The organism is Oerskovia enterophila (assembly GCF_001692445.1).
Classification (GTDB): Bacteria; Actinomycetota; Actinomycetes; order Actinomycetales; family Cellulomonadaceae; genus Oerskovia; species Oerskovia enterophila.
Genome location: NZ_MAQA01000010.1, coordinates 25633 through 38144 on the forward strand (window position 1 = coordinate 25633; position 12512 = coordinate 38144).

Below are 12512 nucleotides of genomic sequence, written 5' to 3' on the forward strand. Positions count from 1 at the left end.
CCATGCTCCACCCGGCCCTCGCTCCGGGCCACCCGACGGCGAGAGCCTCTCTCCGCCGTCGGGCGGGCGGGCGGACGACGAGGAGGCGGGCCCGTCGCCCTGCCTGACGACCGACCCACCTCCTCGCTTCCCTCGCCTCGCGCGGGTCGCTCCACCCGCGCCGGGCCTCAGAGCGCCTGGATGATGTTCTCCACCTGGTCCTTGGCGTCTCCGAAGAGCATCGCGGTGTTGTCCTTGAAGAACAGCGGGTTCTGGACCCCCGCGTACCCCGTGGCCATCGACCGCTTGAACACGATCACCTGCTTCGCGTTCCAGACCTCGAGCACGGGCATGCCCGCGATGGGCGAGCCCGGGTCGTCGAGCGCCGCCGGGTTGACCGTGTCGTTGGCGCCGATGACCAGCACCACGTCGGTGTCCGGCAGGTCGTCGTTGATCTCGTCCATCTCGAGGACGATGTCGTAGGGCACCTTGGCCTCGGCGAGCAGCACGTTCATGTGCCCCGGCAGACGCCCCGCGACGGGGTGCACGCCGAACCGGACGTCGACCCCTCGCTCGCGCAGCCGCCGCACCAGGTCGGCGACCGGGTACTGCGCCTTGGCGACGGCCATGCCGTAGCCGGGCGTGACCACGACCGAGCGGGCGTGCTTGAGCATGTCCGCGACCTCGGCCGCCTGGATCTCGTGGTGCTCGCCGTAGTCCTGGTCGGACGCCACGACCGTGCCGCCCTCGGCCCCGAACCCGCCCAGGATCACGCTGATGAACGACCGGTTCATGGCCTTGCACATGATGTAGCTGAGGATCGCACCCGAGGAGCCCACCAGGGCTCCCGTGATGATGAGCAGGTCGTTGCTGAGCATGAAGCCCGCCGCGGCCGCGGCCCACCCGGAGTACGAGTTGAGCATCGACACGACGACCGGCATGTCGCCGCCGCCGATCGAGGCCACCAGGTGCCAGCCGAGCGCGAGCGCGACCACGGTCATGAGGATCAACGGCAGCAGACCGTGGCCCGCGATGAACCAGGCCATGAGGCCGCCCGAGGCGACGAGCGCCCCGAGGTTCCACCAGTTGCGCCCCGGCAGCATGAGCGGGTTCGACCGGATGCGCGCCGACAGCTTGAGGTAGGCCACGATCGAGCCCGTGAACGTCACGGCGCCGATGAGCACCCCGAGGAAGACCTCGACCAGGTGCACCACGTCGCCCTGCTCGGTCAGGTACGAGTTGAAGCCGACGAGGACCGCGGAGAGGCCTACGAAGCTGTGCAGGAGCGCGATCATCTCCGGCATCTGCGTCATCTCGACGCTGCGCGCACGCCACGTCCCGACGACCGCGCCGATCACGAACACCATGCAGATGAGCAGCAGCGTCACCATCACGGGACGCTCGCTGTCCTGCAGCGCGAGCGCGACCGTGGCCACGAGGGCGAGCCCCATGCCCGTCATGCCGAGCAGGCTGCCGCGACGAGCCGTCTCCTGCTTGGACAGGCCCGCGAGGCTGAGGATGAACAGGACGGCTGCGATGACGTAAGCAGCCTGGACCAGGGAGGTCAGCACGGGTCAGGCCTCCTTCCGGAACATGCCGATCATGCGGTAGGCCACGAGGAACCCACCGAAGATGTTGACGGAGGCCAGGGCGGCCGCGACGAAGGCGATCGTGGTGACCACCCAGCTCGAGTCGCCGATCTGCAGGAGCGCGCCGACCAGGATGATCCCGGAGATCGCGTTCGTCTGGGCCATGAGAGGGGTGTGCAGCGAGTGGCTCACGTTGGAGATCACGTAGTAGCCCACGACCACCGCGAGGGCGAACACCGTGAAGTGCCCCACGAACGCCGGGGGCGAGAACGTGATGGCCAGCGCGGCCAGGACAGCGGCCAGGGCGTACCCGACCGCCCGGCGGGTGCCGCGCCGTCGGGCGTCGTCCAACGCGGTCGCCGCGTCGAGCGCGGCCTGGGCCTCGTCGACCACGGGCGCTGGCGGGGCCGCGGGGGCCGCGGCCGAGACGGCGACCGAGGGCGGCGGCCACAGGACCTCGCCCGCGCGCGCGACCGTCATGCCGCGCAGCACCTCGTCGTCCAGGTCGAGCACGACCTGTCCGTCGCTGCCTGGGGTCAGGAGCTTGAGCAGGTTGACGATGTTCGTGCCCACGAGCTGCGACGTGTGCTTGGGCATGCGGCTCGTGAGGTCCGTGTAGCCCAGGATCACGACGCCGTTGTCCGTGACGACGCGCTCCCCCGGCACCGTGAGCTCGCAGTTCCCGCCGCCCGAGGCTGCGAGGTCCACGATCACGCTGCCGGGCCGCATCGCGGCGACCATCTCGGCGCTGAGGGTGCGCGGCGCGCGGCCCCGCACGAGCGCCGTGGTGATGACGATGTCGGCGCGCGCGCTCTCCGCCGCGTACATCTGGGCCGTGAGGCGCTCCTGCTCGGCGGTCAGCGCGCTCGCGTAGCCGTCGGTGCTGACCTCCTGGCGCGCGCCCTCGGCCTGGACGAACTCCGCGCCCATCGACTCGATCTGCTCGCCGACCTCGGGACGCACGTCGAACGCCCGCACCTGCGCGCCGAGGCTAGCGGCCGTGCCGATCGCGGCGAGACCCGCGACGCCCGCACCGATCACGAACACGGACGCCGGGGCCGTCTTGCCGGCGGCCGTCACCTGGCCGGCGAACATGCCGCCGTACTCCTCGGCCGACTCGACCACGGCGCGGTAGCCCGCGACGTTCGACATCGCGCTGAGCACGTCGAGCGACTGGGCGCGCGAGATGCGCGGCACGGCGTCGAGGGCCAGCGCCGTGACACCGTGGTCCGCGAGCTGCTGGACGAGCGCCTCGTTCGAGCCCGGGGCCAGCATCGCGATGAGCGTCTGGCCTGCCGTCAGCGACGCTACCTGCTCGGCCGACGGGCTGTTGACGGCCGTGACGACGTCGGCTCCCCACACCTGCGCCGCGTCGCCCAGGCTCGCGCCCGCCTCCACGTACGCCTCGTCGGGATAGCTGGCGCGCTTACCGGCGCCGCGCTCGACCACGACGTCGTACCCCAGGCCCACGAGCTGGGCCACGGTCCGGGGCGTCGCGGCGACGAGCCGCTCGCCGGGACGGGTCTCTCTGGGCACGCCGATGCGCATGCTGACCTCCTTGCTCGGATGGCTGCACGGTATCGGTACGGCAAAGGATCCGCCGCAAAGCACGCATCGTGGACGGATGTCGTCCATGCGGATCACGGTCCTGGAGGCGAGACGGGTGGCCCCGCGCCCCCTGCCCCTGCCCGACGGCGTCAATCACCTGGCGTGGTCTGTGCGCCCTTGGCTACGGTCGCCGCATGAGCAGATCCGGCCCGCCCGACGCACGCGGGCGACTCGTCGACGACCCGTTCGACCACCGTGTCACGGCGTCTGGCTCCGTCCACGCCTACCGCGGGGGCCGGCTGGTCGCGACGATCTCCGGTGCCCGGGCCGAGCGGCTGATCGCGGCTCTCGAGACCGCCGACGAGGACCGGACGCAGCACCTCCTGGCGCGGGCGACCGGGAACTACCGTCGAGGCAACGAGCGGCGGTGAGCCCTTGAGGCGGCGATGGCCCGACCGCCCCGGCACCACACGGTAGGCGTCCGGTCGATGAGGGTCAGGCCAACGCCGCGAGCACCTCGTTGAACCCCTCGGTCGAGGACGGGTGGGTGTAGATCGCGTCGCGCAGCTCGGCAGCGCTGACGCCGTGCCGCATCGCGAGCGCGACCGTGTTGATCAGCTCCTGGGAGTCCACGCACAGGAGCGCGGCGCCCAGCACGAGGCCGCTCGTCGCGTCCACGACGAACTTCATGAGGCCGTCGGTCTGCTCGACGATCCGCGCCCTCGGCATCGCGGCGAGGGAGGCGACCGCCTTGCTCGCCACGAGCACGTCGTGCCCTGCCTTCCGCGCCTCCCGCTCGGTGAGCCCCACGCGTGCGAGCGGGGGTGAGAGGAACACCGTGTACGGCACCGCGCCCCGGTCCGCGGTGGACCGCTCCCCCGACCCCACGAGCTGGTCGAGCACGATCCGCGAGTCGTCGAGCGAGATGTACGTGAACTGCGGGCCGCCGTTGACGTCCCCGACGGCGTACACCCCGGGGACGCTCGTCCGCAGGTGCTCGTCGACCTCGACCGCGCCCCGATCCGTAGTGCGGATCCCCGCTACCTCGAGCCCCAGCCCGGCCGTGACGGGCCGCCGCCCCACGGCCAGCAAGATCAGGTCACCGGTCACCGCGCCCTCGCCGGCCTCCCCCGGCCCCCCGCCCTCGTACGACACGGTCGCGCCGTCGTCGGTGTCCCGGATCGAGGTCGCGCGCACCCCGGTCAGGAACGTGACCCCCTGCCGCTCGAGGATCTCGCGCGCGGCGTCCGCGACGTCCTCGTCCTCCCGGACGAAGACCCGCTCCGCCGACTCGAGGACCGTGACCTGCGACCCGAACTGCGCATACATGCCCGCCAGCTCGATCCCCACGTAGCCTCCGCCGATGACGACGAGCCGCGCCGGGAGGTCCTCGGTCGCGATGAGCGTCGTGCTCGTTGTCACGCGTGGGTTGTCGAGCACCCCCGGGATCTTGGGGATCACGGGCTCCGAGCCCGTGTCGATCACCACGGTCTCCGCGCGGATCCGCAGGAGGTCGGTTCCCGCCCGGACCTCGACCTCGCGCGGCCCCGCGAACGTCGCCCGCCCCGTCACGACGGTCACGGAGTCGATCACGTCGAGCATGTCGAAGTTCTTGCCCCGCAGCAGCGCCGTGAGGTCGGCCCTGCGGGTGACCGCTCGCGCGTACCAGTGCTTCGGAGCGTCCCCCGGCCGACGCGACTCGGCGTCGTGGACGAGCGCCTTGGTCGGCACGCACCCGATGTTGATGCACGTCCCGCCGTACATCTGGTCGGACTGCTCGACCATCACGACCCGCTGGCCACGGCGCCCCATCGCCGCCGCGATGGTCTTGCCACCCTTCCCGAACCCGATGACCAGAAGGTCGACGTGCAAGGCGTCCATGGTCTGTCTCCTTCGACGGTGCAGGCACGGGACGAGGCTGCGACGCGCCGCGTCGTGGACCCCGTCGCGACCAGTCAACCAGGGACGACCCCGCGGCACAGCCGCAGACAGTGATCGGGGTCACCCCGCGACCTCGGTGCGACCCGCCGGCGTCAGCGCCCGGACAGAGGATCGACCCCTACGACCTCCCCGAAAGACGGCCGACCAAACCCCTGTGATGCGCGACACAATGGACGGTCCGCCCTGCAGAAGAGGCCCAGGAAACGACGAAGGCCGCCTCCCGTGAGGGAGACGGCCTTCGTGTCGGGTGGAGCTGAGGGGACTCGAACCCCTGACCCCCTGCATGCCATGCAGGTGCGCTACCAGCTGCGCCACAGCCCCGAGAACCATTGCTGGTCCCGCACTTCCTTGAGGTTTTCCCCCTCGGAAGCATCGCTAGTTTATGCCGAAGTCGGCTGGAAAATCCAATCGGGTCCAGAGCTCCACTCGTCGAGCGAGAAGTCGGCTCCGACGTTGTGCGCGACGAGCCTCCACGAGGGGTACGCGTTCGCTCCCGAGCGCTGCAGCTGGGACCAGTGGACGTTGTTCAGTCCCGAGATCCCCCGCCAGCCCGTCGGGTCCAGACCGAGCATGGCCGTGATCGCCAACGTGATGGCCGCACCGTGCGAGACGACGACGAGCGTGTCCTTCTCGCCCAGCGCGTCGGCGTGCTCGGTGACGGCCGCGACCATGCGCGCCGCGACGTCGGCCCGCGACTCGGCGCCCGCACGAGCGGGCTCCTCGCCACGGCGCCACGCCGCGTACTCGTCGGGCCAGCGCTCGGAGAGCTCCTCGCCCGTCATGCCCTCCCACTCGCCGAACCCGCGCTCGCGCAGACGCTCGTCGAGGGAGACGGGCATGCCCGTCGCCTTCCCGAAGTACCCAGCCGTCTCGGCCGCACGCGTCAGGTCCGACGCGACGACGAGCGTCGGGGAGTGCGCGGCCGCGAGCGATCGCGCCCCCTGCTCGGCCTGCCAGTGCCCGACGGCGTCCAGCGGGATGTCGACCTGCCCCTGGAGGCGCATGGCCGCGTTGTACTCGGTGCGCCCGTGGCGCAGGAAGACGACGGTGCGCGCGCTCACGCCTGCGTGTCCTCCGCGAGGTAGATGGCGCCGTCGTCCGAGGCGTCGGCACCCTCGGCGCTCGACGACCCGTCTCCGCCACGCGCGTCCTCGGGCAGCTCGATGACCGGGCAGTCCTTCCACAGGCGCTCGAGCGCGTAGTAGACCCGGTCCTCGGCGTGCTGGACGTGCACGACGATGTCGCCGAAGTCCAGCAGGACCCAGCGGGCCTCCGCCTTGCCCTCGCGACGGATCGGCTTGACGCCGACCTTGTGCAGCTCTTCCTCGACCGCGTCCACGATCGCGGACACCTGCCGCTCGCTCGTCCCCGAGGCGATGAGGAAGACGTCCGTGAGCACGAGCTGCTCACTGACGTCCAGGGCGATGATCTCTTCGGCCTTGCGGTCCGATGCGGCGCGAGCCGCAATCACCGCAAGCTCGACAGCGCGTTCCGTTGCAGTCACGACTCTCCGTTGTGTGTTCCGAGGCCTGTCAGGAGGACAGGCCGACGTGTGGGTGGGTGGCACTGGCCACGATCTCGCCGGGGGTGGCGGCTGCGGCCTCTGCAGAGCTGCCCTTGAGGAGCATCTGCCAGATCAGCAGGCCGAGCACGAACGCGACGGCGATCAGGATCAGGTAGTGGAGCCAGGTGTAGGCGTGGCCCGGGGGACGTTCGTCCTCGTCGAGCTCGTCGTCCGTGGCACGACGGCCTGCAGCGACCGGGCGCGCACCGCCGGCCGGAGGGAAGGGCGAGTCGTCCTGCTCCTCGCGCGCGGCCGCCGGCGCACCGAACGGAGGGGGAGGCGCTGCAGCCGACCCCGCCGCGGCCCCCGTGGTCACGGTCTCCCAGGGAAGTGCCGGAGGCGCCTCGCCCCCCGGAGGCTGGGTCGGCGCAGGGGCGGGCGCGGCAGGTGCGGTCGCCTGCTGCCAGGGCAGCGTGGGCTGCGCGGGCGCCGGCGTCGCCGCAGCCCGCGGCGTCTCGGAGGGCTGGATGCGCGAGGACACGGACTCGCGGGCCGGGGCCGCGGCCTGAGACGACGGGAACGGCGAGGGAGCAGGCGCTGCGGGCGGTGCGGCCTGGGGAGCCGGCGTGGGCCGCGAGGCCGGGGCCTCGAACGGAGACGGCGCCGTCGACGGCGCCCGCATGCTCTGACGGACCGGGGGTGTCATCCCTGCCGGCGGTGCCTGGTTCGGTCGGATCGCGACGTGCTCGACGGTCTCCTGGATCGGCGTGAGCCGGCCCGTCTGGTCGACTCCTCGCATGCCGCCCGTCATGGAGGGCGGACGCACGACCGGCGCCTGACTCGGGAAGCCGTCGCCCGCCGTCGGGCCGACCGGCTCACGCATCGAGCGGCGCGAGGGTGGCGGTCCTGCCGGCGCAACCGGGGCCTCCGGCGCGGGAGCGGGTGCCGGCGGCGGGAACCCGCCCGAGGCGGGCGGGGCGGAGGCGGCGGCCTGCTCGGCTGCGGCGGCCTCGCGCTCGCGGATCTCTCGGCGCGTCAAGGGACGGACGGGCTGCATGCTGCCCCCGTGCTGATCACTCATGGTGCTGACCTCTATACAGACCGTGCTTCGCGATGTACTGGACGACACCGTCCGGTACCAGATACCAGACCGGCTGGCCGGCCTCCGCCCGCTGCCGACAGTCCGTCGACGAGATGGCGAGCGCGGGGATCTCCAGCGTGGAGACGACCCCCGGCGGCAGTCCCTCGACGCTGAGCTGATGACCCGGACGGGAGACCGCCACGAAGTGTGCCATCTTCCACAGGTCGTCGGCATCCTTCCAGGTCAGCATCTGCTCGATCGCGTCCGCTCCCGAGATGAAGAAGAGGTCCGCGTCCGGGCGCTGCGCGCGCAGGTCGCGCAGCGTGTCGACCGTGTAGGTGAGCCCCGGTCGGTCGACGTCCACCCGGCTGACCGTGAACCGTGGGTTCGAGGCCGTCGCGATGACCGTCATCAGGTAGCGGTGCTCGGGAGCCGTGACCTTCTGGTGCTGCTTGAAGCTGGGCTTGCCCGTGGGGACGAAGACGACCTCGTCGAGACCGAAACGGGCTGCTGCCTCGCTCGCCGCGACGAGGTGGCCGTGGTGGATGGGGTCGAACGTGCCGCCCATCACCCCGAGCCGGGGCCTGCTCGAGGTCATGTCCGACGAGTCCACCAGCGACCGGGTCAGTGGCGGGTACCGACGCTACGGAAGGCGTAGGTCACGAGGAGGAGACCGATGAGCACACCGAACCCGACGATGCCGAACCCGATCGGCGGGATCGGAAGGTGGGTGACGGCCTCGGCGTTCTCCTGGGCAACCTGTGCGGCAGCAGCGAGCACGATGTCCTCCTACTAGTTCTGGTACGTGGTGCGTGGATCAGTGGATGACCGGCGCCGGGCGCCGATCGTCGTCCAGTCTCTCACGGTCGTGCTGGACGCAGGGCAGCCTGTGATCAGGGACGCACGTGGCCGTCGCCGTGGACGACCCACTTGGTCGTCGTGAGCTCGGCCAGGCCCATGGGCCCGCGCGCGTGCAGCTTCTGGGTCGAGATCCCGATCTCCGCGCCGAGCCCGAACTGGGCCCCGTCGGTGAAACGGGTCGAGGCGTTGACCATGATCGCGGCCGAGTCGAGCTCGGCGACGAAGCGCTCGGACGAGGCCAGGTCGCGCGTGACGATGGCCTCGGTGTGCCCCGACGTCCAGGTGCGGATGTGCTCGAGCGCGGCGTCGAGGTCCGGGACGACACGCACCGCGATCTCCGGCGCGAGGTACTCGCGCGCCCAGTCGTCGTCGGTCGCAGCGAGCACCTCGACACCCGCGGGAGCGAGCTCCGCGGTGCGCGCGTCGCCGTGCAGCACGACCCCGGCCCCGTCGAGCGCGGCGAGCGCCGAGGGCAGGAACTCGGGGGCCGCGTCGGCGTGGACCAGCAGCGTCTCGGCGGCGTTGCAGACCCCGACGCGCTGCGTCTTGGAGTTGAGCAGGATCGCGAGCGCGCTCGCCTGGTCCGCCGAGGCGTCCACGTAGACGTGGCAGTTGCCGACGCCCGTCTCGATCACGGGAACGGTCGACTCGCGCACGACCGTCTGGATGAGGTCTGCTCCGCCGCGCGGCACCAGCACGTCGACCAGGCCGCGCGCGTGCATGAGCGCGACGGCGCCCGGACGCCCGTGCCGGTCGATGGACTGGACGAGGTCTGCGGGCAGCCCCTGGGCCTCGAGCGCACGCCCGAGCACGTCGACGATGACCTCGTTCGAGGCCGCCGCGGCCGAGCCGCCGCGCAGGATCACGGCGTTGCCGCTCTTGAGCGCGAGGCCCGCCGCGTCCACGGTCACGTTGGGGCGCGCCTCGTAGATCATCCCGACGACGCCCATGGGCACGCGGACCTGTCGCAGGCGCAGGCCGTTGGGCAGGGTCGAGCCCCGCACGACCTCGCCGACCGGGTCCGGCAACGACGCGAGGTCGCGCAGCGCGTCGGCGATCGCGGCGATCCGCTCAGGGGTCAGCGCGAGGCGGTCGAGGAGACCGGCGGACGTGCCGTTCTCGCGGCCACGCTCGAGGTCCTGCGCATTGGCCGTGACGATCTCCTCGGTCGCCTCGACCAGCGCGTCGGCCAGCGCGAGCAGCGCAGCGTCCTTGGTCGCGCGCGTGGCGGTCGCGAGCGTGCGCGAGGCCGTCTTGGCGCGGCGCGCCGTCGCCTCGACGGCCTCCGCGACCGTGGGGGCCGGGGTGCCGGGCGCCTGCGGGGCACCTGTGGCGGTGGTCGCGGTCTGGTCGAGGTCCGAGTCGGGGATCAGCGCGGTCATGCGACGAGCCTACGTCGCACGAGCCGAGCCTGTCTGCGGCGTCCGGGGACTGAGGTGGTCATCCCCCGAGCAGCTCCATCTGGGGGTGCCTCTGGCCACGGACCTCGCTGCGCGGCCACAGCGCACCGACGGACTCGACCTCGTCCGCGCTCAGGTCCACGAGCGCCGCAGCCACGTTCTGCTCGAGGTAGGCGGTGCGCTTGGTGCCCGGGATCGGGACGACGTGCTCCCCCTGGGCGAGGACCCACGCGAGGGCGAGCTGCGCCGTCGTGACCCCACGCCCTGCGGCGACCTCCTCGAGCCGGGCGACGAGCGCCCGGTTGTGCGCGAAGTCCTCGCCGCGGTAGCGCGCGTGGGAGCGACGGACGTCGTCGGCGGCGAAGCCCTCGGTCAGGTCGACCGTCCCCGTGAGGATGCCGCGCCCCAGGGGCGAGAACGGCACGAACCCGATCCCGAGCTCGGTCAGGGCGGGCAGCACCTCGTCCTCGGGGTCGCGCGTCCAGAGCGAGTACTCGCTCTGGACGGCCGTCACCGGGTGCACGGCGTGCGCGCGCCGGACCGTCTCGGCCGAGGCCTCCGAGAGCCCGACGTGGAGCACCTTGCCCGCCGCGACCAGCTCGGCGAGCGCCCCGACCGTGTCCTCGACCGGGACCTGGGGGTCGACGCGGTGCAGGTAGTAGAGGTCGAGCCGGTCCGTGCCGAGACGGCCCAGGCTCGCGTCGATCGCGCGGCGAACGTAGGCAGGACGTCCGTCGACGGGGCGCCCGTCCGGGTGGCCCCCGGCCGGAGGCAGGCCCAGCTTGGACGCGATCACGACATGGTCCCGGTGCGGCCCGAGGACCCGCCCGAGCAGCTCCTCGTTGCGACCGTGCCCGTACACGTCGGCCGTGTCGAACAACGTGACACCGGCGTCCAGGGCTGCACGCAGGGTGTCGGTGGCTTCGCGCTCGTCGGCCGGCCCGTAGGCGTCCGTGACGGACATGCCGCCGAAGCCGATCGCGGAGACCGTGAGCGGACCGGCGGGCGCGGCGCCGCCGAGGGTGCGGGTGGGAAGACTCATGCGCGCATGCGATCACCCCGAGGGCCGGAGGACAAGGCCTGCGCCCGTTCTTCCCACCGTTCGAGAACTGGTGTCGACCGAGAGGCTCACGCAGGCTGCAGCGCGGCCTCGGCTGCGGGGCTCCCGGCTCGGGCCCGACGGCGGCGCGCCAGCACGTCGTCGAGCACCGAGCACACCGTGGCCGCCACAGCAAGGAGCGCGGTCACGACGACCGCGCCCGCGAGCGCCGCATCGTGCCCTGCCGGGCTCGCGGCGGCGCCGACGAACGCGCCGGTCATCGCGGCGATGCACACGGTCGCGGAGAGCCGCTGGGAGACCTGGAGCATCCCGGCCGCGACGCCGTGCTGCCCGGTCGGCGCCTGGTCGAGCGTGAGGGCCTGGTTGGTCGAGATGCTCAGGCCGCCCGTCACCCCGGTGAGCACCTGCCCGACGACGAGGCTCGCCACCACGAACCGGTCCGGCAGGAGCAGCACGGCGAGGAGGAGTGCGACCGCGACCGGGATCTTGGCCCCGACCGCGGCGGTGACCCCCGCGCGGCCGAAGCGTCGCACGAGCCGCCACGAGAGGTGGGCCGCGACGACCGACGCCAGGGCGCCAGGGGTCGTGGCGAGCCCGGCCTGGAGCGGGGTGAGCCCAGCCCCCTCCTGGAGATAGATCATGAGGACCGCCGAGAACCCGAGCGCCGAGCCGAACGTGAACGTCGCCACGAGACAGCCGAGCGCGAAGCCCGGCGCCCGGAGCAGCTCGGGCGACAGGACCGGAGTCCGCCCCGAGCGGGAGTAGCGGCGCTCCCACCACACGAGGGTCGTCGCGCCCACCACGGCGGCCGCACCCCACGACGCCCGTCCCGCGACCGAACCGGGCAGGACGAACGGCACGAGGAGCCCGAGCGCCGTCACCGAGAGGAGCGCGAGGCCCACCGGGTCGATCCCGGGCGCCGACCTGAGCGGACGGCCGGCGCGCGGCACGAAGCGTGCGCACAGCGCCGCGGCCGCGAGCGCGAACGGGAGGGTCAGGACCAGGGAGATCCGCCAGCCCGCTGGACCTGCCGCGGCGAGCACGACCCACCGACGAGCGGGGCGATCACGGCGGCGAACGCGCCCGTCGAGGCGTAGGAACCCAGGCTGCGCGCTCGCGCGGGGCCGTCGAAGTGGTCCTGGAGCAGCCCGATGACCTGCGGGTTGGCCATGCCTGCCCCCACTCCCTGGACCAGTCGCGCGACGACGAGCACGTCGGCGTCCTGCGCGCTCGCCCCGACGAGGCTCGTCAGGGCGAACAGCACGAGACCGGCCACGAGGAACCACGGGCGTCCGTAACGGTCGCCCAGTCTCCCCGCCGGGACGAGCGCGAGTCCGAACGTCAACGAGTACCCCGCGAGGATCCACTGGAGCTGGACCGTGCTCGCCCCGAGCCCGTCGCGCAGAGCGGGCGCGGCGACCGTGAGCACCGCGGAGTCGAGGAGCGTCGCGAATCCCGTGACGAGGCACACGACCAGGACGCGGGTCTGGAGCGGGGTGCGGGTGGGGACGACGGGAACGAGCCGTCTCGACATGGTGTGCTCTGCTCC

Annotated in this window: 13 protein-coding genes and 1 tRNA gene; 1 reads left to right on the forward strand and 13 read right to left on the reverse strand. The window is 72.4% G+C overall.

The features are described from left to right. Nucleotides 1–167 precede the first annotated feature (167 nt). Nucleotides 168–1550, reverse strand: coding sequence for a Re/Si-specific NAD(P)(+) transhydrogenase subunit beta (gene pntB, locus OERS_RS05875; protein ID WP_068625101.1), 1383 nt, complete (start codon nt 1548–1550; stop codon nt 168–170). 3 nt (nt 1551–1553) lie between these two features. Next, the gene (locus OERS_RS05880; protein ID WP_068625102.1) at nt 1554–3116 is read right to left on the reverse strand and encodes a Re/Si-specific NAD(P)(+) transhydrogenase subunit alpha; all 1563 of its coding nucleotides are present in this window, start codon (nt 3114–3116) and stop codon (nt 1554–1556) included. A gap of 194 nt (nt 3117–3310) precedes the next feature. On the opposite strand from OERS_RS05880, the gene OERS_RS05885 reads away from it, so the two are divergent. Further along, complete coding sequence (locus OERS_RS05885) at nt 3311–3547, forward strand: hypothetical protein (protein WP_068625103.1); 237 nt, start codon at nt 3311–3313, stop codon at nt 3545–3547. 64 nt (nt 3548–3611) lie between these two features. Here OERS_RS05885 and OERS_RS05890 read toward each other — a convergent pair whose 3' ends face one another. From OERS_RS05890 to OERS_RS20620, 11 genes are all read right to left on the reverse strand, one after another. Beyond that, nucleotides 3612–4997, reverse strand: coding sequence for an FAD-dependent oxidoreductase (locus OERS_RS05890; protein ID WP_068625104.1), 1386 nt, complete (start codon nt 4995–4997; stop codon nt 3612–3614). A gap of 308 nt (nt 4998–5305) precedes the next feature. Then, nucleotides 5306–5378, reverse strand: a tRNA-Ala gene (locus OERS_RS05895). A 59-nt stretch (nt 5379–5437) separates the two neighbouring features. Continuing rightward, nucleotides 5438–6118 (reverse strand): histidine phosphatase family protein, encoded by a 681-nt coding sequence (locus OERS_RS05900; RefSeq protein ID WP_068625105.1) that lies wholly within the window; start codon nt 6116–6118, stop codon nt 5438–5440. After that, a complete protein-coding gene (gene rsfS / locus OERS_RS05905; RefSeq protein WP_068625106.1) occupies nt 6115–6561 on the reverse strand; it encodes a ribosome silencing factor in 447 nt (148 codons plus the stop codon). The genes OERS_RS05900 and rsfS overlap by 4 nt, the downstream gene beginning before the upstream one ends. Before the next feature lie 28 nt (nt 6562–6589). Further along, nucleotides 6590–7642 (reverse strand): hypothetical protein, encoded by a 1053-nt coding sequence (locus tag OERS_RS21470; protein WP_157516415.1) that lies wholly within the window; start codon nt 7640–7642, stop codon nt 6590–6592. Further along, on the reverse strand, nt 7635–8240 hold the full coding sequence (nadD, locus tag OERS_RS05915; RefSeq protein ID WP_056650547.1) for a nicotinate-nucleotide adenylyltransferase: 606 nt from the start codon (nt 8238–8240) through the stop codon (nt 7635–7637). Before nadD ends, OERS_RS21470 begins: the two co-directional genes overlap by 8 nt. Nucleotides 8241–8266: 26 nt before the next feature. Then, on the reverse strand, nt 8267–8422 hold the full coding sequence (locus OERS_RS21475) for a hypothetical protein (RefSeq protein ID WP_169834194.1): 156 nt from the start codon (nt 8420–8422) through the stop codon (nt 8267–8269). Between the two features lie 113 nt (nt 8423–8535). Continuing rightward, entirely contained in the window at nt 8536–9885 is a 1350-nt protein-coding gene (locus tag OERS_RS05920) for a glutamate-5-semialdehyde dehydrogenase (RefSeq protein WP_083201260.1), read from the reverse strand. Nucleotides 9886–9943: 58 nt separating this feature from the next. Beyond that, a complete protein-coding gene (locus OERS_RS05925; RefSeq protein ID WP_068625108.1) occupies nt 9944–10945 on the reverse strand; it encodes an aldo/keto reductase in 1002 nt (333 codons plus the stop codon). Between the two features lie 86 nt (nt 10946–11031). Continuing rightward, nucleotides 11032–12006 carry an MFS transporter gene (locus tag OERS_RS05930; RefSeq protein ID WP_083201261.1) on the reverse strand — a complete coding sequence of 325 codons (975 nt, stop codon included), beginning with the start codon at nt 12004–12006 and terminating at the stop codon, nt 11032–11034. Beyond that, a complete protein-coding gene (locus OERS_RS20620) occupies nt 11958–12497 on the reverse strand; it encodes an MFS transporter (protein ID WP_083201262.1) in 540 nt (179 codons plus the stop codon). Before OERS_RS20620 ends, OERS_RS05930 begins: the two co-directional genes overlap by 49 nt. Nucleotides 12498–12512 lie beyond the last annotated feature (15 nt).

Excerpts from the sequence above, each read along its gene's own strand:
- OERS_RS05880 (WP_068625102.1), bottom strand. The coding sequence starts at position 3,116 with ATGCGCATCGGCGTGCCCAGAGAGACCCGTCCCGGCGAGCGGCTCGTC.
- OERS_RS05885 (WP_068625103.1), top strand. The coding sequence starts at position 3,311 with ATGAGCAGATCCGGCCCGCCCGACGCACGCGGGCGACTCGTCGACGAC.
- OERS_RS05890 (WP_068625104.1), bottom strand. The coding sequence starts at position 4,997 with ATGGACGCCTTGCACGTCGACCTTCTGGTCATCGGGTTCGGGAAGGGT.
- OERS_RS21470 (WP_157516415.1), bottom strand. The coding sequence starts at position 7,642 with ATGAGTGATCAGCACGGGGGCAGCATGCAGCCCGTCCGTCCCTTGACG.
- nadD (WP_056650547.1), bottom strand. The coding sequence starts at position 8,240 with ATGACCTCGAGCAGGCCCCGGCTCGGGGTGATGGGCGGCACGTTCGAC.
- OERS_RS05920 (WP_083201260.1), bottom strand. The coding sequence starts at position 9,885 with ATGACCGCGCTGATCCCCGACTCGGACCTCGACCAGACCGCGACCACC.
- OERS_RS05925 (WP_068625108.1), bottom strand. The coding sequence starts at position 10,945 with ATGAGTCTTCCCACCCGCACCCTCGGCGGCGCCGCGCCCGCCGGTCCG.
- OERS_RS20620 (WP_083201262.1), bottom strand. The coding sequence starts at position 12,497 with ATGTCGAGACGGCTCGTTCCCGTCGTCCCCACCCGCACCCCGCTCCAG.